This is a genomic window from Burkholderia theae (genome assembly GCF_048565265.1).
Classification (GTDB): Bacteria; Pseudomonadota; Gammaproteobacteria; order Burkholderiales; family Burkholderiaceae; genus Burkholderia; species Burkholderia theae.
This window is the reverse complement of record NZ_CP183462.1, coordinates 2,841,846-2,860,219: the sequence shown is the minus strand read 5'-3', so window position 1 is coordinate 2,860,219 and position 18,374 is coordinate 2,841,846. Positions and strand designations below refer to the sequence as shown.

Genomic DNA, 18,374 nt, shown 5'->3' with positions numbered 1-18,374 from the left:
TAACAGGAGACCTTTCACGCATGAGCGCCCCCGACACCGCCCGGCCCGCCGCCCGACTGCTGCTCGTCGACGATCACCCGCTCGTGCGCGACGGCTTGCGGATGCGGCTCGAAGCGGCCGACCTGTCCGTGGTCGCCGAAGCCGGCAACGCCGACGAGGCGCTCGCGCTCGCCGCATCGCTCGAACCCGATCTCGCGCTGATGGACGTCGGCATGAACGGGATGAACGGCATCACGCTCGCGGGCGTGTTCCACGAGCGCTTTCCCGGCATCCGCGTGCTGATGCTGTCGATGCACGACAACGTCGAATACGTGACGCAGGCCGTGCGTGCCGGCGCGAGCGGCTACCTGCTGAAGGATTCGCCCGCGAGCGAGATCGTCCGCGCGATCGGCGCGGTGCTGGCCGGCCAGACGTTCTTCAGCGAAGGGCTCGCCGCGCGGATGATTCACGCGAGCGCGACCGCGTCGCCGCTCGATCGCCTGACGCCGCGCGAACGCGACATCCTCGATGCGCTCGCCGAGGGGCTGTCGAGCAAGCAGATCGCGCAGCAGGCGGCGCTGTCGGTACGCACGGTGGAGACGCACCGGCTCAACCTGAAGCGCAAGCTCGAGATCGAAGGGCAGGCCGAGCTGATCAAGTTCGCGGTCGAGCATCGGCGGCGGTAGGGCGGCGCGATACCGCGACTCGCAACGAAAAAGGGCGCCCTCGGGCGCCCTTCATGCAACTGAACTCCGGACCGCGCAGCGGCCGTCAGTTCGTCCGCGAATTGTGCTTCTGCAGATACGCGATCAGCCCGGCGATCCCGCCCGACGCGAGCTGGCTCTTGAACTGGCCCTGGTACACCTGGATCAGCCACGCGCCCGACATGTCGATGTCGTAGATCTTCCAGTCGTTGCCGACCTTGCCGAGACGATAACCGACCGACTGGCTGTCGCCCGGCGTCGTCACCGTCGACTGCACGAGCGCGTCGGCGCCCGACGCGCCGCCGGCCTTGAACGAGAACTTCGCATCCTGGCTGCCGAGCTGCGCGAGCGACGCGGCGTAGGTGCGCGTCATCAGCAGCTTGAACTGCTTGTACAGCTCTTGTTGCTGATCCGGCGTCGCCTGCTTCCACGCGTCGCCGACGGCGATGCGGGTCGTGCGCTCGAAATTCGTCGCGGGCAGGAAGCGCTGCTCGACGACCTGCGTGACCTTCGCCATGTCGCCGCCGCGTGCCGACGGATCGGCCTTCATCGCGGTGACGGTGCCCTCGACCGCATTGCGGACGATGTCGACCGGCGCGCTCTGCGCGAAAGCGGAAACCGACACGGCGGCGGCCGCGAGGAAAGCAAACAGATGACGTTTCATACGAATATCGCGCTCAATGGGAAAAAACGGCCGGCTCCTTGCATCGGCCGGTGCGGCAAAGTATACCGGGCCTGACGCCCGGTTGCCGCACCGTGACCGACTGTTACCTTTCAGCTGCGTTTGTCACAGGCGCGGGCCGGGGCGCGGCGATGCAGCCCGGCGCCGATTATGTAAATATCCCCTTACAAATCGGCCGGCCGCCCGCACCGATTCCGCCGCCACGAACAAATCTCCTTCCCGCCCCGAAACCCGCAACGTCACGTCCGCCGCCACGCCGCGCCGGTATACTTGGCTACTTTGCCCTTGCCAGCCGCTCCCCACCGCCACATGGTGACATCTCTCATCGTCCGACTCGTTGCATGGTCGGTACGCCGCCCCGTCTGGGTCGTCGTCCTGTCGCTCGTCATCGCCGCCTTCAGCGGCGTCTACGTCGCGCAGCATTTCAAGATCAACACCGACATCAGCAAGCTCGTCGATGCGGAACCGCAATGGGCCGCGCTCGGCCAGGCGATCGACAATGCGTTCCCGCAACGCAACGGCACGATCCTCGCGGTCGTCGAGGCGCCCGCGCCCGAATTCGCGAATGCCGCCGCGCATGCGCTGACCGAGGCGCTGCAGAAGCAGGCCGACGCCGGCCGCATCGGCCAGGTCGCCGAGCCCGGCGGCGGGCCGTTCTTCGAGCACAACGGGCTGCTGTTCCTGTCGCCGCAGGAAGTCTCCGATACGACGTCGCAGCTCGCGAGCGCGCGCCCGCTCGTCAACGAACTCGCGAAGAACCCGAGCCTGACCGGGCTCGCGACGACACTGGCCACCACGCTCGGCCAGCCGCTGCTGACCGGCCAGGTGAAGCTGCCCGCGATGGCGAAGCTGCTCGCGCGCAGCGCCGCGACGGTGGACGACGTGCTGGCCGGCAAGCCGGCCGCGTTCTCGTGGCGCGCGCTGGTCGACAGCGATGCCGCGCGGCAGCCCGCGCGCGCGTTCGTCACCGTGCAGCCCGTGGTCAACTACGGCGCGCTGAAGGCCGGTGCGGAAACCAGTCAGGTGATCCGCGACGCGGCTCGTTCGCTCGATCTCGAGAAGCGCTACGGCGCGGCCGTGCGCCTGACCGGCGAACAGCCGCTCGCCGACGACGAATTCGCGTCGGTCGAGGACGGCGCCGCGCTCAACGGCGCCCTCACGCTGCTGGCCGTGCTCGTGATCCTGTGGCTTGCGCTGCGCTCGAAGCGAATGATCGGCTCGGTGCTCGTCACGCTGTTCGTCGGCCTCGTCGTGACCGCCGCGCTCGGCCTCGCGATGGTCGGCTCGCTGAACATGATCTCGGTCGCGTTCATGGTGCTGTTCGTCGGCCTCGGCGTCGACTTCTCGATCCAGTACGGCGTGAAGTACCGCGAGGAACGCTTCCGCGATCCGCGCATCGATCACGCGCTGATCGGCGCCGCGCACTCGATGGGCATGCCGCTCGCGCTGGCCACCGCGGCCGTCGCCGCAAGCTTCTTCTCGTTCATCCCCACGGCCTATCGCGGCGTGTCCGAGCTTGGCCTGATCGCGGGCGTCGGGATGTTCGTCGCCCTGCTGACCACGCTCACGCTGCTGCCCGCGCTGCTGCGCCTGTTCGCGCCGCCGGGCGAATCGAAGACGCCGGGCTTCCCGTGGCTCGCGCCGGTCGACGATTTCCTCGATCGCCATCGCAAGCCGATCCTGATCGGCACGCTCGTGGTCGTGATCGGCGCGCTGCCGCTGCTCGCGTTCCTGCGCTTCGACTTCAACCCGCTGCACCTGAAGGATCCGCACAGCGAATCGATGGCGACGCTGCTCGCGCTGAAGGATTCGCCCGAAGCGGCCGTCAACGACGTCACGCTGCTTGCGCCGTCGCTCGCGGACGCCGACGCGGCCGCGAAGCGTCTCGACGCGCTGCCCGAAGTCGGCCGCACGACCACCCTGTCGACCTTCATCCCCACCGACCAGCCGGCCAAGCGCGCGGCGATCGCGGCGGCCGCGAGCGACCTGCTGCCCGCGCTGACGCAACCGGCCGCGCCGCCCGCGACCGACGCGCAGCGCGTCGCCGCGCTCAAGCGCGTGTCGGACCTGCTGGGCTACGCGGCCGAGGATCACCCGGGCCCGGGCGCGGCAGCCGCGCAGCATTTGTCCGCATCGCTCGCGAAGCTCGCCGCCGCCGACAGCGCGACGCGCGACCGCGCCGAGCGCGCGTTCTCCGACACGCTGCGCATCGCGCTCAACCAGCTCGCGATGCTGCTGCAGCCGCAGGACGTCACGCGCGAATCGCTGCCGCCGCAGATCGTCCGCGACTGGATCGCGCCGGACGGCCACGCGCTCGTGCAGATCTCGCCGAAGGTGCCGAAGGGCGTCGACCCGAACGACGACACGATGCTGCGCCGCTTCGCGAAAACCGTGAAGGCCGCGGAACCGGGCACGACCGGCGGGCCGATCTCGATCCTGCATTCGGCCGACACGATCATCAACGCGTTCCTGCACGCGGCGCTGTGGTCGATCATTTCGATCACGATCCTGCTGTGGGTCACGCTGCGCCGCTTCGGCGACGTGCTGCGCACGCTGGTGCCGCTGCTCGTGTCGGGCGTCGTGACGCTCGAGATGTGCGTCGTGCTCGGCATGCCGCTCAACTTCGCGAACATCATCGCGCTACCGCTGATGCTCGGCGTCGGCGTCGCGTTCAAGGTGTATTTCGTGATGGCGTGGCGCGCGGGGCAGACGGGGTTGCTGCATTCGAGCCTCACGCATGCGGTGCTGTTCAGCGCCGCGACGACGGCAACCGCATTCGGCAGCCTGTGGCTGTCGCACCACCCGGGCACGTCGAGCATGGGCAAGCTGCTCGCGCTGGCACTGACCTGCACGCTGATCGGCGCCGTGGTGTTCCAGCCCGTCCTGATGGGCAAACCGCGCGTCAAGCGCGCCAAGAACCAATCGCAAGGAATCAATGAATAAGGTGCGAATCATTGCGGCGACCGTTGCCGCCAGCGCGATGCTGACCGGCTGCGCGACGGGACCGAACCGCAATCCCAACGACCCGCTCGAGCCGATGAACCGGACGATGTACAAGATCAACGACGCGGTCGATTCGAACATCGCCGTGCCGATCGCGAAGGGTTACCAGAAGATCACGCCGACGCCCGTGCGCACCGCGATCAGCAACTTCTTCTCGAACCTCGGCGATCTCGGCAACATGGCGAACAACCTGCTGCAGTTGCGCATCACCGATGCGACGCAGGATCTGATGCGCGTGGCGATGAACTCGCTGTTCGGCGTCGCCGGCCTGATCGACATCGCGACGCCGGCCGGCCTGCCGAAGCATCACCAGGATTTCGGCCTGACGCTCGCGCGCTGGGGCGTGCCGTCAGGCCCGTACCTCGTGCTGCCCGTGTTCGGGCCGAGCACGATCCGCGACGGCGTCGGCCGCGCGGTGGACGTGCGCTTCAACCTGCTCAACTACATCGAGCCGGCCGCGCGCAACCCGATGTACATCGCGCAGTTCATCAGCGCGCGTTCGGACCTGCTCGGCGCGACCGACCTGCTGAAGCAGGCCGCGCTCGATCCGTATTCGTTCGTGCGCGACGCGTACCTGCAGCAGCGCAAGTCGCTGACGTACCACAGCCAGTCGTCGTCGGCCACGCTGCCGAACTACAACGAGCCGGGTGAATCGGGCGCGGCACCGGCCGCGACGCCGGCCGTGCCGGGGCTGCCGAACTACGAGGATCCGGGCGAGTCGGGCGGCGCGTCGGGCACCACGCCGAACAACGCGCCGGCCGCGCCGGGGTTGCCGCAGTACGACGATCCGGGTGCGGACAATGCGATGCCCGCGAGCGCGCCCGCCGCTGCTCCGGCATCGGCATCGGCAGCAGTACCGGCATCGTCTGGTTCGGCGCCGGCCGCTCCCGCGATGCCTGCCAGCACGCCGGCCGCACAGTAACGCCGCAACAACGGCGACCGCCGCAAAGACAAAGCGCGCTGCATGATGCAGCGCGCTTTTTTTGTCCGCGCGAAACGGGAAACCGGGAAGAGGGAAAGAAGGGGAGAGACGGAAACGCGGCGCGTGCCGCTCAGACGATCCGCATCGCGCCCGCACGCTCGAACGCGTGCCGCGCCTGGATCAGGGTCGTACGCGCCGCACGCGCGTCGCTCGCGACCTGCAGCAACGGGCCGAGCTGCGACGGCTGCTTCAGCAACTCGCGCAGGATCGGCAGGATCGCCGTGCTGCCGTCGTCGCGCAGGCCGGCCGTCGCCGCGCTCGGCAGCGTGCGCCACGCCGGATCGACGATCGCGCGGCACACCGCGAACGGCACGCCGCGCGCGGCCGCGAAGGCCGCCGCGATGTGCGACTCCATATCGACGGCGAGCGCACCCTTCGCGTGGTGCAGCGACGCTTTTTCCTGTTCGCTGATCACCGGCGCGCCGACCGCCGCGATCGTGCCGCGCGTGACGCGCGCCCAGACCGGTGTGTCCTGCAGCGCGGCGACGAGCCGGGCGCTCCAGCCCGTATCGGTCTCGACGCGGCCGAACGGCCCGTCGATCGCGTTCGCGATCACGAGCGCGCCCGGCGCCAGATCGGGCGCGAGCCCGCCCGCCGTGCCGAAGCTCACGATGCCCGCGCAACCGCGTGCGGTCGCGTCGGCCAGCGCGCGCTCGAGCCGGTCGGCCCGCGCGGCGTACACGGCCTCGACGCCGTCACCGCGCGCGATGCGCGCCTCGAACGCCATCCCCGTCACCGCGATGACGGGCAATGCGCCGTTGTGTTGAGACGCGCCCACGCGTTACATCCCGACCGTGACGCGCGTGGCGTTGTCGCGCTTCAGGTTGCGGTAGCGCGCCAGCGCCCACAGCGGGAAGAACTTGCGATAACCGTGGTAGCGCAGGTAGAACACGCGCGGGAAGCCCGTCGCGGTGAAGCGCGTCTCGTCCCACAGGCCTTCTTCGTTCTGCTGGGCGACCAGGTAGTCGACGCCGCGCGCAACGGCCGGGTTGTTCACCTCGCCGGCCGCCATCAGGCCGAGCAGCGCCCAGGCCGTCTGCGACGCCGTGCTCGGCGCCTGCTCGAAACCGCGGTAGTTCAGCTTGTAGCTGTCGCCATCCTCGCCCCAGCCGCCGTCCTTGTTCTGGATCGACAGCAGCCACTGCGCGCCGCGCTTCATGCGCGGGTCTTCCGGCCCGAGGCCGGCCGCGTTCAGCGAGCACAGCGCGGTCCACGTGCCGTACACGTAGTTCATCCCCCAGCGGCCATACCAGCTGCCATCCGGTTCCTGCTCCTTCAGCATGTAGTCGAGCGCGCGGCGTGCCGGCTCGCTGTTCGCGGCCGTCTCGCCGAGCTGCGACAGCATCGACAGGCAGCGTCCCGACACGTCGGACGTCGGCGGATCGAGCAGCGCGCCGTGATCGGAGAACGGGATGTTGTTCAGGTAGTACTGCGTGTTTTCCGGCTCGAACGCGCCCCAACCGCCGTCGCTGCTCTGCATGCCGACGACCCATTCGCGTGCGCGCGCCATCGACTCGCGATAGGTGTCCGACTGCCGGAGCTTCTGCGCACGGTCCATCGCCATCACGACCACGGCCGTATCGTCGACGTCCGGGTAATGCGCGTTCGCGTACTGGAACGCCCAGCCGCCGGGCCGCACGTTCGGGCGGCGCGAGATCCAGTCGCCGCGCACGTCGAGGATCTGCAGCGGGCGCAGCCAGTCGAGGCCGCGCAGCACGGCTTCTTCCGCGCGCGCATCGCCCGTTTCCAGCAGCGCATGCGCCGCGAGCGACGTATCCCACACCGGCGACAGGCACGGCTGGCAATATGCTTCGTCATCCTGCACGACGAGCAGCTTCTCGACCGACTTGCGCGCGATCGCGCGGTTCGGATGATCTTCCGCGTAGCCGAGCACGTCGTACATCATCACCGAGTTGGCCATCGCCGGATAGATCGCGCCGAGGCCATCCTCGCCGTTCAGGCGCTCGTCGACGAACGACACGGCCTGACGGATCGCGCGTTCGCGCGTGTAGCTCGGAAACAGGCCGTCGACCGCGCGCAGCGCATGGTCGACCACGCGGAAGAACGCGAACCAGCCGGGGCTCTGGTGGCCCTGGCGCGGCAGCAGCCCGGCGTTGACGGGCGGATCGATGAACAGTTCGTCGATGCGCACGCCGCGCGGGTTCTTCGCGAGCGGGCGCTTCGCGTTCAGCACGAGCAGCGGCACGATCACGGTGCGCGCCCAGTACGACACCTTCGACAGGTGGAACGGGAACCACTGCGGCAGCATCATGATCTCGACCGGCATCATCGGCACCGCGCGCCACGGAATCGCACCGAACAGCGCGAGCTGGATGCGCGTGAACACGTTCGACATCTCGGCGCCGCCCATCGCATGGATCGCCTTGCGCGCGCGCTGCATGTGCTCCGCGTTCTCGTCGTCGCCGATCACCTTCAGCGCGAAATACGCCTTCACGCTCGCGCTGATGTTCGGCGCGCCGTCGGTGAACAGCGGCCAGCCGCCGTCCGCCTGCTGGATACGACGCAGATACCGGCCGATCTTCTGTTCGAGCTCGAGGTTCGGCGTCTCGCCGAGATAGTGGACGAGCAGCACGTATTCGGCGGGAATCGTCGAATCGGCTTCGAGTTCGTAGACCCAGTGTCCGTCCGCTTGCTGCGCGGCCAGCAGCGCGTCGGTCGCACGCGCAACGGCGGCGTCGACGTCGGCCGGCGCGGTGCCGGCGGACAGGGTAGCCATTTCGGTGAGATCGTTCATCGGTCCCTCTCTTATTGTGTCTGGAGCACGTCCGCGGCCAGCTGGCCGGAACGGATCGCGCCCTCGATCGTGGCGGGCAAACCGGTGGCAATCCAGTCACCCGCCAGCACAAGATTGGTCCAGCGCGTACGCACGGCCGGACGTTTCATTTCCTGCGACGGCACCGCCGCAAAACCCGCGCGCGGCTCGACGACGAGCTGCCACGCGGGGATGGTTTCCGGGTTCGCGCCCGTCACGCGCGCAACGTCTTCCCAGATGCGCCGCGCGAGCGTGTCGCGCGGCGTGTCGAGCCAGCGGCCCGCGTCGCGGATCGTTGCCGCGAGCTGGCCGCCGCCGGCGCGCACCGCATCGACGACGCCGTTGACGACCGTCGTCTGCAGCGGGCTGCCGGCCGGCGCTTCGACCGCGAAATACGCGGTCACGACCGCGCTGAACGTGTCGGGCGCGGTGAGTTCGGGGACGAGCGGCTGCGCAACCTCGGGCGGCACGGCCATCACGACCGCGTCGCCCGGCGCGAGATCGATGCGCTCGCCGCCGATCGCGACCGCATCGACCGCATTGCCGTGCGCGCCGAATTCGAGCGCGTCGAGCCGCGAGTTCAGCCGGATCTGCGCGCCGCCGTGCTGCAGCATCCGCAGCGCCGGTTCGACGAATGCGCTGCCGAGCCCGTGGCGCGCGACGAGCGGACGGCAACCCGGGCCGCCCGCGGCAAACGTGCCGCACAGCGCCGCGCGCGCGAGTTCGGCGCTTGCGTGGCGCGGCTCGACATTCAGCACACCGAGAAAATACGGCCGCAGCCAACGATCCCACAGCACGCCGTCGCATCGCATCGTCTGTGCGAGTGAGCGGCCCGTGCGCGCCAACGCGAGCGGGGCGAGCGCGAGGTAATCGAGCGGCGTCGTGCCCGGCGCGCGCGACGCGGCATCGAACAACCACGACGGCCAGCGCCCGTTGCCGAAGCGCAGCGTCCAGCGCTGCTGCGACGCGACGTCGACGGCCGGAAATTCGGGCAGCGCGGGCCCCACGAGCTGATCGGCCGCACCGATCGCGCGCAGGTAGCGCTGCGTCGCGGGCTGTCCCGCGAATACCACGTGCAGCCCGCTGTCGAGCGTCGTGTTCAGCGTCCCGTCGAACCACGAGCGGCAGCGGCCGCCCGCATGCGCGTGCGCGTCGTGCAGCACGATGCGCCGCCCGCGACGTTGCAGCTCGACCGCGGCCGACAGGCCCGCGAGTCCTGCGCCGATCACGTGGACGGTTCTGGGCATCGACTCGGTCGGCTCAGAACAGCGCGTAGCGCGCGGCGATCATCAGCATGCGCGCTTTCGGCTTGCGCAGCGGCGCGCGCGGGGCGGCAAAACCGCGTGCGATCGCGGCTTCGAGAATGCAGCGATACGCGCCCGACATGATGCGCGGCGCCTTCACCTGCGCACGCGTGCAGGTGTCCATCACCGCATCGGCCTGGCGGAAATGCTCGAACGCGCGCTCGACGAGCGTCGCGCATACGCGCGGCAGCGCCGGGTCGCGCACGATCGTCGCCGGATCGGTGATCGCGATGCCTTCGCGCGCGAGCAGCTCGCGCGGCAGGTAACAACGGTTGATCGCCGCGTCGTCGTCGATGTCGCGCAGGATGTTGGTCAGTTGCAGCGCGCGGCCGAGGTGGTGCGACAGCTTGATCCCTTCGGCTTCCGGTATCCCGAAGATCCTCACCGACAGCCGGCCGGCCGCGCTCGCCACGCGATCGCAGAACAGGTCGAGCGTCGGCTCGTCGGGCGCGCAGATATCCTCGACCGCGTCCATCGCCATCCCGTCGATCATCGCGTGGAAATCGTCGCGCTGCAGGTTGAACGCGCGGATCTCGCGGTCGAGCGCGGCCAGATGGCGCGGCGGCCGGCCCGCGAAACACGCGTCGATGTCCGCGCGCCAGCGATCGAGGCCCGCGGTGCGCTCGGCGCGCGGCAGGTCGCTGTCGGCGATGTCGTCGACCGCGCGGCAGAACGCGTAGACCTGGAACATCGCATCGCGCTGCACCGCCGGCAGGATGCGCATCGCAAGATAGAAAGAACTGCCCGATGTGACGGCAGCGGCGTCGGTTTCTTGTTCGTCCACGACGGAATTGGAAACGGCCAAGACAAGCTCCACGGAGACACCCACGCGGGGCGATTGAAGAAGCCATGCCCGGCTGGGATGGTCAGGGTGTCAAATGCGTGCGAGATATGCGAACGTTCGACGCAGACAGGCACAAAATACCGGCCGGAAGCCGGAATTGGGCGAAAGTATAGCAATCTTTGAAGTTCGATGGCGGACACGCGCCACGCCCGGCGGGCCGCCGGGAGCCGCCGGCAGGCCGGCGCGGCCGGCTTCGGCGGAAATAGACGCCGCGCGGCGCCGGTGGCCGGTCAGCCGTAAACGATGTCGCGCTGCAGATCGAGCGCGATGAGCCCCATTTCGCGCGTCAGCTGCAGCATCGAACGGCGTTCGAGGCGCGAGCCCATGAAACTCGTCACGCCGCCGTCGGGCTCCGCGGTGAACTGGAATACCGCGCCGCCCGTGCCGAACCACGCGCCCGGTACGTCGGGCGATTCCTGCCAGTCGATCTGCTCGAACACGCGCGCGATCCCCGCGCGCACCAGGTCGCCGGGGCCGATCGGCGGCGCGATCTCGCCCAGGTCGTCGAGCGAATAGGGGCCGGGTTTGTTCGGCTTCCGGTAGAAGAGATAGTCGACGTTCATGGGGAGCAATCGGGGCAAAGCATCAAATTAGCGCGCTTCGGCACAAATTCATATCGGATCCGGACGAAATGTGGCCTGCACGAGACAAGAGGGACGGATCGTGGCCGGCCGCGCGATCGCGCCGTGCGTTCGCGTCTGGATGCGTGCGGGTTCGTCTAAGATGGGACCTTTCTCAAAGCACACGGACACCATGGAGACGAACGTAAGCGCCACCCCGCAGTCCGACCATCCCGTTTTCGTGCTCGTGCACGGCGCCTGGCACGGCGCGTGGTGCTACGCGCACGTTGCGGCGGCACTCGACGCGCGCGGCTACCTGTCGATCGCGCGCGACCTGCCCGCGCACGGCATCAATGCCCGCTTTCCCGTGTCCTACCTCGCACGCCCGCTCGACAAGGACGCGTTCGGCGCCGAGCCGTCGCCGGTCGCGAACACGACGCTCGACGATTACGCGAGGCAGGTGATGCAGGCCGTCGACGACGCGTACGCGCTCGGCCACGGCAAGGTCGTGCTCGTCGGGCACAGCATGGGTGGCCTCGCGATCACGGCGGCCGCCGAACGCGCGCCGGACAAGATCGCGAAGATCGTCTATCTCGCGGCCTTCATGCCCGCATCGGGCGTACCGGGCCTCGACTACGTGCGCGCGCCGGAAAACAAGGGCGAGCTGCTCGGCCCGCTGATGCTCGCAAGCCCGCGCGTCGCCGGCGCGCTGCGCATCGATCCGCGCAGCGGCGACGCCGCGTATCGCGACCTGGCGAAGCGCGCGCTGTATGACGACGTGTCGCAAGCCGACTTCGAGGCCGTCGCGAACCTGATGACCTGCGATGTGCCGGCCGCGCCGTTCGCGACCGCGATTCCGACGACCACCGCGCGGTGGGGCGCGATCGATCGCCACTACATCAAGTGTCTGCAGGATCGCGTGATCCTGCCTGCGCTGCAGCAGCGCTTCATCGACGAAGCCGATGCGTTCGCGCCCGGCAATCCGACCCACGTCCACCAGCTCGACAGCAGCCATTCGCCGTTCGTGTCGCAGCCGGCCGTACTGGCCGGCGTGCTCGCCGATATCGCAAAAAGCTGAACGCGGCGTGGCGCGCCGCAGCCGCTCCGCGCAATGCGGGGCGGTCGCCTACGCGTAGGCGACCGAGCGGTCGCGCCCGAGCCGCTTCGCGCGATAGAGCGCGGCGTCGGCCTCGTTGACGAGCACGTCGCTGGTCGGCGCGCCCGTCTTCGCGCACGCGCCGCCGACGCTCGCCGTCACCGGCACGCTGACGCCCTCCGCGTCGACCGGCTCGCTGCCGATCGCGTCTCGCACCTTGTCGGCCACCCGCATCGCCTCGTCGAGACTCGTGCACGGCAGCAGCAGCGCGAATTCCTCGCCGCCGAAGCGGCCGAACGTATCCTGCGCGCGCACGATCGACGCGACGCGGCGCGCCGTCTCGCGCAGCACGGCGTCGCCGGCCGCATGCCCGAAGCGGTCGTTGATCGTCTTGAAATGGTCGAGGTCGAACAGCAGCACCGACATGTCGCCGCCATAGCGCTGCCAGCGCGCGAATTCGTCGCCGAGCCGCGCCTCGAAGAAGCGCCGGTTCGCGATGCCGGTCAGCCCGTCGCGATTCGCGTGTTCGCGCAGCTTCGCGACCGCTTCCTCGCGCTCGCGCTGCATCACGCTCACGTGCGTGACGTCCGAGATCGTCACGCACACGGCCTCGACGTCGCGGCCGCGCGTGAGCGGCATGAACGTGCAGTCCTGCTGCATGTAGTCGACGCCGCCCGTGATCGGCCGGTCGTGCTCGAAGCGGAACAGGTAGGGCCGCTGCTCCCACGAACTGAACGCAAAGCTGCCGAGCTGGAACACGCTCTCGAGCTTGCGCGACAGCCACGCGAGCGGCAGCTCCGGAAAGCAGTCGAACAGGTTGCGGCCGATCACGTCGGCGGCCGGGATGCCACTGTGGTCCTGCATGAAGCGATTCCACATCAGCACGGTCATCGAGCGGTCGAGCACGAACAGGCCGAAGCCTACCCGCTCGATCACGAGGTCGCTCAGCGACGGGGCGGCGGCCGTCATAGCGCGGACAGCAACGCGTCGAGCGCGTCGCCCATCAGGCGCATCGAATCCTCGGCCATCAGCATCACGAAGTGGGCACGGAACGCATGATCCTCGAGCCCGAAGTTCACCTCGAGCAGCAGCGCGACGCTCCACGCGAGCACGGTCGGCTGGAAGACGTCGTCGAACGACACGTTCGACCCGAGCAGCCCCGGCGGAAAGAACACGGGCTTGCGGCCGAGCTCGTCGAGGATCGACGCGACGCATGCGCCCATCAGCACGTTCGCGACGTCGAGCACGACTTCGTCGGGCGTCGCCATCCCGCCGTACACACCGTCGCCGAACGTGCGATCGACGACCGTCGTGAGTCGCGCGACGCTTGCGGTGCGGCACAGCACGATCGCCTCGCCCTTGATGTCGGAGCGAAAGCCCTGGCGCACGGCGGTCACGTTGTCGTGAATGCCCGTCATCTCGCGCAGCGCGTCACCCGCATCGGCCGCTTTCACGACGCGCACGCGCGGCACCGACAGCTCGATGAAGCGCCCGAGCAACAATGCAAGCCGCGCGGCGGCGCGGCCCATCGCAAGGTTGGCGATCTCCTGCAACGCGTCGCGTTGCTCCGCCGTGAACACCGATTCAGGCATACAACCCATACTCCTTGAGAATGGGCAGCAATGCCTCCGACGTCACGGGCTTGGCAACGAATGCGATCGCGCCCAATTCGCGCACGCGTGCTTGCGCCTGCGGCTGGATATCGGCGGATACCACGATCACGAACGTGTTCAGATCTTCGTGGCGCAGTGTCTCCAGAACCTGATAGCCGCTCATGTCGGGCATCGTCAGATCCAGAAACATCACGGAAGCTTTGCCGTCACGATAGAGCGCCAAGGCCTCGCGACCATTCGTTGCATACGCGACGTCGACGTCCCAGCCTCCCGGCAGCGCCTTTGTCAGAAGTTTGCGAGCGAGCAGGGAATCGTCGGCAATTACAATCGGCAAAGGCATGGAGCGAAGCGGTATACGGAATGGTCTCTCTCGCGTTAACGACCGCGCGGCGCACTTCTTGAGGCGTCATGCGTTCGGGCGCAGGCAACCGCCTTGCGGCCGCGCGCGGGCGCCGCGAGCGGGTGCGCGCGACGCACCGCGCGGCGAACGCCGGCGGGCACATATATCTGTCATTGGGAAAGCAAGGCGCGATTCTCGGAGTAAACCGAAGGCGATGCAACTCGCCATATTCACCATTTCGAACAGAATCGATCCGATCGCGCGTCATTCCGAAAACAGCCGCGACCATTTTTGAGATATGTACGCAAAATTTTTCCTTGTGTACGTTTGCGCTGCCGGATTCGTCGCGTTTTCAATCTGACAGTTGCCCCCTGTCGAAATCGACAGGATCGCGCGCGTACGGGGCCGCGCAGCGGGCCATCGCAACTCGTTTATGATGGCAGACACCTCCGCCTCACCCGCTTCCTCGATGACGTCCGAACGGCCTGCCGACTCCCGCGCCCCCGCCTCCACTCCCGCCGACGACTGGCAGGACGACGGAAGCTACGCGGCCGGCGCGCCCGAGCACGATTTCGCGGTCCGCCGCGTGACGCTGATCGTGCTGCTCGTCGCGGCGATCGTGCTGCCCTGCATCTACGTGATGGTGATGGCGTACAACGACCTCAACGCGCGCGAGGCCGCCGCGAGCGACGTGACGATGCGCACCGTGCGCGTCGCCGAGGAGCACGCGCTCAAGGTGTTCGACCTGAGCGAAACGCTCGATGCGCGCATCGTCGACCTCGTGCAGGACATGGACGACGCCACCGTGCGCAGCAAGGAATCCGACATCCACGAAGCGCTGAACACGATCGGCGGCGGTTATCCGCAGGTGGCCGCCGTGTCGATCTTCGGCGCGAGCGGGATGCTGCTCGCCAACAGCCTCTACTATCCGGCGCCGTATGCGTCGATCGCGAACCGCGACGACTTCGCCGGCATCCGCGACGGCAAGGTCATCGAACACATCTCGCGGCTGATGATGGGGCCGCTCAAGCTCGAGAACATTCCGGTGTTCAACACGGGGGTCGCGCGGCGCCATAGCGACGGTTCGTTCGCCGGGATGGTGTCGATCGCGCTGAAGTCGTCGTATTTCAACGCGTTCTACCGCGACCTGCTCGGCGGCGCGGGCACGCCGATGACGATGGCGCTCGCGCGCTCGGACGGCGCGGTGATCGCGTCGTATCCGCCACCGCCGTCGCTCGCGCACACCGATCGCACCGTCACGTTCGGCGACACGCGCAACGATCCGCGCGCCGGCGTCGTGCGCGTGCGTCACGACGGCGCGAGCAGCGAGATCGTCGCGTACCGCCAGGTCGGCAGCTATCCCGTCTACGTGACGTGCGCTTACCGCACGTCGGCGATCTGGCATGAATGGTACGAACACCTGAGCGTGCTGTTCATCTCGATGTTCGCGCCGTCGGTCGCGCTGTGGTCGGTGATCTGGCTGTCGCTCAAGCGGCTGAAGGCGGAAGAGGAGGCGTGGGACCGCTGGCAGGCGGAAGCGTCGATGCGGCGCTCGATCGAATCGGCGTACCGGCAGTCGCGCAAGATGCAGGCGCTCGGCAACCTCGTCGGCAGCGTCGCGCACGACTTCAACAACCTGCTGATGATCATCTCGAGCAACGTGCAGATCGCGCGGCGGCGCGGCGTCCAGCATCTCGACAAGGAACTCGGCGCGATCGAACGCGCGCTGAAGAACGGGCAGTCGCTCACGCGCCAGCTCCTCGGCGTCGCGCGCAAGCAGCCGCTGCACAACGAGACGATCGACATCGGGCAATGGGTCGGCACGTGCCGCGAACTGCTGAAGACGTCGCTCGGTTCGAAATCGTCGCTGGTCGTCGCGATCGAGCCCGGCGTCTGGCCGATCCGCGTCGACGTCGCGGAGCTCGAACTCGCGGTGATCAACCTCGCGGTCAACGCGCGCGACGCGATGACGACCGGCGGCCGCTTCACGGTCGGCGCGCGCAACGTGACGCTGCGCCGCGAGGACGGCTTTCCGCTGACCGGCGATTTCGTGCAGATCTCGCTCGACGACACGGGCTCCGGCATGGCGCCCGACGTGCTCGCGCGCGCGTTCGAACCGCTGTTCACGACGAAGGCGCAGGGGATGGGGACGGGGCTCGGCCTGCCGCAGGTGTTCGCGTTCTGCGAACGCTCGGGCGGCCTCGCGACGATCGACAGCGCGGTCGGCGCCGGCACGTCGGTGCGCCTCTATCTGCCGCGCGCGCATGCCGAAGACGTTGTTGCGCGACCGCAGGCCGCCGCCGTCCACGACACCAGCGCGCTCGCCGGCCTGCACGTGCTGCTCGTCGAGGACAACAGCGAAGTCGCGGCCGGCACGGAAGCGCTGCTTTCGCTGCTCGGGCACCGCGTGACCTATGCGCCCACCGCCGACGACGCATTGCGCCTGATCGAGGGCGCGGCCGCGAACGACGCGTTCGACCTCGTGATTTCGGATATCCACATGCCGGGCAGCCTGAACGGCATCGACCTCGCCGAGGCGATCGACAAGCGGCCCGGGAAGCTGCCCGTGATTCTCGTCACCGGTTATGCGGAGGAGCTCGACCGCACGCGCACCGTCAACGTCCGCGTGCTGTCGAAGCCGTTCGACATCGCGCTGCTCGACGAGATCCTGCTGGGCATCCGCGAAGCGCGCGACGCGCGGCACGCCGGCGCGTGACCCGCGGGGTGCGGGCCGGCGCCGGCTGCGTGAACGGGCGCGACGATCGGGCTGAGACCGTCAGGCCGACTTCAGCAGGCGCACCCAGCCCGCGTAACGATCGACGAAGCCCTGCAGGAACTTGCGGGTGTCCTCGCTGACGATCTGGCCCTGCTCGTCGATGCGCGCCGCGTCGTGCTTGATGAACATCTCGGGCTGGCCGAGCGTCTTCACGTCGAGATACGCGAGCACGTTGCGCAGGTGCTGTTGCGCCAGCGCGGTGCCCGTCGCGCCCGGCGACGTACCGAGCACCGCACCCGGCTTGCCCGACCACGAGTTGGAACCCCACGGGCGCGAGCCCCAGTCGAGTGCGTTCTTCAGCACACCTGGAATCGACCGGTTGTACTCAGGCGTGACGAACAGCAACGCGTCGGCGGCTTCGATCGACTGCTTGAAGCGCTTCGCGACTTCCGGGAAATCCGCGTCGTAGTCCTGGCTGTACAGCGGCAGTTCGCCGATCTCGACAAACTCGAACGAAAAATCGGCGGGGGCGAGCGAAATCACGGCGTGCGCGAGCGCGCGGTTCCAGGAAGCGCGGCGCAGGCTGCCGACGACGACCGCAATACGATAGGACATGGCATTCTCCTTCCGGTGAGTGAGGAATCGAATCGATTGCTTCCGAACAGGCGGCAAAGGTCTGTTTATAGGCAAGCCAGCCCGCGAACCGCCCGACGGGGCCGTCAGGCCGACTTTCCACAAGGTTTTCCACAGAAATTGTGGATAACTCGACCGTTATGTTCTGATGTTACAGATTGCCCGCCGCGCGGCGCCGTCGACGCGCGATACGGGTTTCGGCAAGCATAACGCAGCGCGCCGGCCGGTTTCGTGAATTCGTGACGGAACATCCGTTGCAGGCCGGCACCGTGACCAGTAAGCTGCTCGCACCACGACGCGCCCGCTCTTTGGCGCAAGCGCGATCGCTTCGAGACACTGCCACCCAGACATGCCGTCCGCGTACGACGACCCCGACTATCTCGCGCAACTGCGGCGCGACCTGCTGCGCTTCGCGCGACTCCAGCTCCGCGATACCGACGCGGCCGAAGACGCCGTGCAGGAAGCACTGACCGCCGCGTGGTCGCACGCGGGCGATTTCGCGGGACTGTCGGCCCACAAGACCTGGGTGTTCGGCATCCTGCGCAACAAGCTGATCGACGTGCTGCGCGCGCGGCAGCGGACGGTGAGCCTGTCCGCGCTCGACGCCGAGCTCGACGGCGAATCCGTGCTCGATCGCGAGCTGTTCAAGGAAAACGGGCATTGGGCCCCGCATACGAAACCGCACCCGTGGCCGCGACCCGAAACGCTGCTGCAGCAGCAACAATTCTGGACGCTGTTCCAGGTCTGCCTCGACCACCTTCCGGAGCAGATCGGGCGCGTGTTCATGATGCGAGAATTTCTCGATGTCGAGATCACGGACATCTGCAACGAATTGACGCTGACGACGAATCATTGCAGCGTGCTGCTGTATCGAGCACGCACGCGCCTGCGAACCTGCCTGAGCGAAAAAGGACTGACGACCGAAGATGCTGCCGGGGAAATGTACTGACGTGACGCGCCTGCTGTCGGATGCGCTCGACCGCCATCTGACCCTGCATGAGCGCCTGCGGGTGCGCGTGCACCTGCCGACCTGCAGCGGATGCAGAGCCTATCGCGGGCAGATTGCGCTGCTGCGGACGGCCGCGAAAGCGGCGGCGGGGCGGGGGCCAGGCGATGACGGCTCGTCGTCCGGAGAGGGCTAGACG

The 18,374-nt window shown here is 68.2% G+C and carries 17 protein-coding genes; 7 read left to right on the top strand and 10 right to left on the bottom strand.

Annotated elements, in window-relative coordinates; genetic code table 11:
* The first annotated feature begins 20 nt into the window (after positions 1 to 20).
* Positions 21 to 665 (top strand): response regulator, encoded by a 645-nt coding sequence (locus ACN22W_RS30405; protein ID WP_419688275.1) that lies wholly within the window; start codon positions 21 to 23, stop codon positions 663 to 665.
* An 85-nt stretch (positions 666 to 750) separates the two neighbouring features.
* On the opposite strand, the gene ACN22W_RS30400 is transcribed toward ACN22W_RS30405, so the two are convergent.
* Entirely contained in the window at positions 751 to 1,347 is a 597-nt protein-coding gene (locus tag ACN22W_RS30400) for an MlaC/ttg2D family ABC transporter substrate-binding protein (protein ID WP_412023522.1), read from the bottom strand.
* Positions 1,348 to 1,674: 327 nt separating this feature from the next.
* Here ACN22W_RS30400 and ACN22W_RS30395 point away from each other — a divergent pair, with 327 nt between their 5' ends.
* On the top strand, positions 1,675 to 4,308 hold the full coding sequence (locus ACN22W_RS30395) for an MMPL family transporter (RefSeq protein WP_419688274.1): 2,634 nt from the start codon (positions 1,675 to 1,677) through the stop codon (positions 4,306 to 4,308).
* Entirely contained in the window at positions 4,301 to 5,290 is a 990-nt protein-coding gene (locus tag ACN22W_RS30390) for a VacJ family lipoprotein (RefSeq protein WP_419688273.1), read from the top strand. The genes ACN22W_RS30395 and ACN22W_RS30390 overlap by 8 nt, the downstream gene beginning before the upstream one ends.
* A 130-nt stretch (positions 5,291 to 5,420) precedes the next feature.
* On the opposite strand, the gene ACN22W_RS30385 is transcribed toward ACN22W_RS30390, so the two are convergent.
* The 5 genes from ACN22W_RS30385 to ACN22W_RS30365 form a co-directional block, all read right to left on the bottom strand.
* Positions 5,421 to 6,077 carry a phosphorylase gene (locus ACN22W_RS30385; RefSeq protein ID WP_412025598.1) on the bottom strand — a complete coding sequence of 219 codons (657 nt, stop codon included), beginning with the start codon at positions 6,075 to 6,077 and terminating at the stop codon, positions 5,421 to 5,423.
* Between the two features lie 54 nt (positions 6,078 to 6,131).
* Positions 6,132 to 8,105 (bottom strand): squalene--hopene cyclase, encoded by a 1,974-nt coding sequence (gene shc / locus ACN22W_RS30380; RefSeq protein WP_343491161.1) that lies wholly within the window; start codon positions 8,103 to 8,105, stop codon positions 6,132 to 6,134.
* An 11-nt stretch (positions 8,106 to 8,116) separates the two neighbouring features.
* Positions 8,117 to 9,370 (bottom strand): hydroxysqualene dehydroxylase HpnE, encoded by a 1,254-nt coding sequence (gene hpnE, locus ACN22W_RS30375; protein ID WP_419688272.1) that lies wholly within the window; start codon positions 9,368 to 9,370, stop codon positions 8,117 to 8,119.
* 13 nt (positions 9,371 to 9,383) lie between these two features.
* Entirely contained in the window at positions 9,384 to 10,232 is an 849-nt protein-coding gene (hpnD, locus tag ACN22W_RS30370) for a presqualene diphosphate synthase HpnD (RefSeq protein ID WP_048250681.1), read from the bottom strand.
* Positions 10,233 to 10,501: 269 nt separating this feature from the next.
* Positions 10,502 to 10,834 (bottom strand): hypothetical protein, encoded by a 333-nt coding sequence (locus tag ACN22W_RS30365; protein WP_412023517.1) that lies wholly within the window; start codon positions 10,832 to 10,834, stop codon positions 10,502 to 10,504.
* 190 nt (positions 10,835 to 11,024) lie between these two features.
* Here ACN22W_RS30365 and ACN22W_RS30360 point away from each other — a divergent pair, with 190 nt between their 5' ends.
* The gene (locus tag ACN22W_RS30360; RefSeq protein WP_419688271.1) at positions 11,025 to 11,909 is read left to right on the top strand and encodes an alpha/beta fold hydrolase; all 885 of its coding nucleotides are present in this window, start codon (positions 11,025 to 11,027) and stop codon (positions 11,907 to 11,909) included.
* Positions 11,910 to 11,957: 48 nt separating this feature from the next.
* Here ACN22W_RS30360 and ACN22W_RS30355 read toward each other — a convergent pair whose 3' ends face one another.
* The 3 genes from ACN22W_RS30355 to ACN22W_RS30345 are packed head-to-tail and all read right to left on the bottom strand — an operon-like array spanning position 11,958 to position 13,880.
* Positions 11,958 to 12,896 carry a GGDEF domain-containing protein gene (locus tag ACN22W_RS30355; protein ID WP_048250677.1) on the bottom strand — a complete coding sequence of 313 codons (939 nt, stop codon included), beginning with the start codon at positions 12,894 to 12,896 and terminating at the stop codon, positions 11,958 to 11,960.
* Entirely contained in the window at positions 12,893 to 13,519 is a 627-nt protein-coding gene (locus ACN22W_RS30350; RefSeq protein WP_048250676.1) for a chemotaxis protein CheC, read from the bottom strand. Before ACN22W_RS30350 ends, ACN22W_RS30355 begins: the two co-directional genes overlap by 4 nt.
* Complete coding sequence (locus tag ACN22W_RS30345) at positions 13,512 to 13,880, bottom strand: response regulator (RefSeq protein ID WP_048250675.1); 369 nt, start codon at positions 13,878 to 13,880, stop codon at positions 13,512 to 13,514. Before ACN22W_RS30345 ends, ACN22W_RS30350 begins: the two co-directional genes overlap by 8 nt.
* A gap of 469 nt (positions 13,881 to 14,349) precedes the next feature.
* Between ACN22W_RS30345 and ACN22W_RS30340 the strand changes: the two genes are divergently transcribed.
* Entirely contained in the window at positions 14,350 to 16,596 is a 2,247-nt protein-coding gene (locus ACN22W_RS30340) for a response regulator (protein ID WP_419688270.1), read from the top strand.
* A 60-nt stretch (positions 16,597 to 16,656) separates the two neighbouring features.
* Here the strand turns inward: ACN22W_RS30340 and ACN22W_RS30335 are convergent, their stop codons facing one another.
* Positions 16,657 to 17,211, bottom strand: coding sequence for an NADPH-dependent FMN reductase (locus ACN22W_RS30335; RefSeq protein WP_048250672.1), 555 nt, complete (start codon positions 17,209 to 17,211; stop codon positions 16,657 to 16,659).
* A gap of 367 nt (positions 17,212 to 17,578) precedes the next feature.
* Here ACN22W_RS30335 and ACN22W_RS30330 point away from each other — a divergent pair, with 367 nt between their 5' ends.
* Complete coding sequence (locus tag ACN22W_RS30330; RefSeq protein ID WP_048250671.1) at positions 17,579 to 18,178, top strand: RNA polymerase factor sigma-70; 600 nt, start codon at positions 17,579 to 17,581, stop codon at positions 18,176 to 18,178.
* Positions 18,156 to 18,371 (top strand): zf-HC2 domain-containing protein, encoded by a 216-nt coding sequence (locus ACN22W_RS30325; RefSeq protein WP_419688269.1) that lies wholly within the window; start codon positions 18,156 to 18,158, stop codon positions 18,369 to 18,371. The genes ACN22W_RS30330 and ACN22W_RS30325 overlap by 23 nt, the downstream gene beginning before the upstream one ends.
* Positions 18,372 to 18,374 lie beyond the last annotated feature (3 nt).

Coding starts and splice junctions, on each gene's coding strand:
- ACN22W_RS30405 (WP_419688275.1), top strand. CDS start 21: ATGAGCGCCCCCGACACCGCCCGGCCCGCCGCCCGACTGCTGCTCGTC.
- ACN22W_RS30400 (WP_412023522.1), bottom strand. CDS start 1,347: ATGAAACGTCATCTGTTTGCTTTCCTCGCGGCCGCCGCCGTGTCGGTT.
- ACN22W_RS30395 (WP_419688274.1), top strand. CDS start 1,675: ATGGTGACATCTCTCATCGTCCGACTCGTTGCATGGTCGGTACGCCGC.
- ACN22W_RS30390 (WP_419688273.1), top strand. CDS start 4,301: ATGAATAAGGTGCGAATCATTGCGGCGACCGTTGCCGCCAGCGCGATG.
- ACN22W_RS30385 (WP_412025598.1), bottom strand. CDS start 6,077: ATGGCGTTCGAGGCGCGCATCGCGCGCGGTGACGGCGTCGAGGCCGTG.
- shc (WP_343491161.1), bottom strand. CDS start 8,105: ATGAACGATCTCACCGAAATGGCTACCCTGTCCGCCGGCACCGCGCCG.
- hpnE (WP_419688272.1), bottom strand. CDS start 9,370: ATGCCCAGAACCGTCCACGTGATCGGCGCAGGACTCGCGGGCCTGTCG.
- ACN22W_RS30365 (WP_412023517.1), bottom strand. CDS start 10,834: ATGAACGTCGACTATCTCTTCTACCGGAAGCCGAACAAACCCGGCCCC.
- ACN22W_RS30360 (WP_419688271.1), top strand. CDS start 11,025: ATGGAGACGAACGTAAGCGCCACCCCGCAGTCCGACCATCCCGTTTTC.
- ACN22W_RS30355 (WP_048250677.1), bottom strand. CDS start 12,896: ATGACGGCCGCCGCCCCGTCGCTGAGCGACCTCGTGATCGAGCGGGTA.
- ACN22W_RS30350 (WP_048250676.1), bottom strand. CDS start 13,519: ATGCCTGAATCGGTGTTCACGGCGGAGCAACGCGACGCGTTGCAGGAG.
- ACN22W_RS30345 (WP_048250675.1), bottom strand. CDS start 13,880: ATGCCTTTGCCGATTGTAATTGCCGACGATTCCCTGCTCGCTCGCAAA.
- ACN22W_RS30340 (WP_419688270.1), top strand. CDS start 14,350: ATGACGTCCGAACGGCCTGCCGACTCCCGCGCCCCCGCCTCCACTCCC.
- ACN22W_RS30335 (WP_048250672.1), bottom strand. CDS start 17,211: ATGTCCTATCGTATTGCGGTCGTCGTCGGCAGCCTGCGCCGCGCTTCC.
- ACN22W_RS30330 (WP_048250671.1), top strand. CDS start 17,579: ATGCCGTCCGCGTACGACGACCCCGACTATCTCGCGCAACTGCGGCGC.
- ACN22W_RS30325 (WP_419688269.1), top strand. CDS start 18,156: ATGCTGCCGGGGAAATGTACTGACGTGACGCGCCTGCTGTCGGATGCG.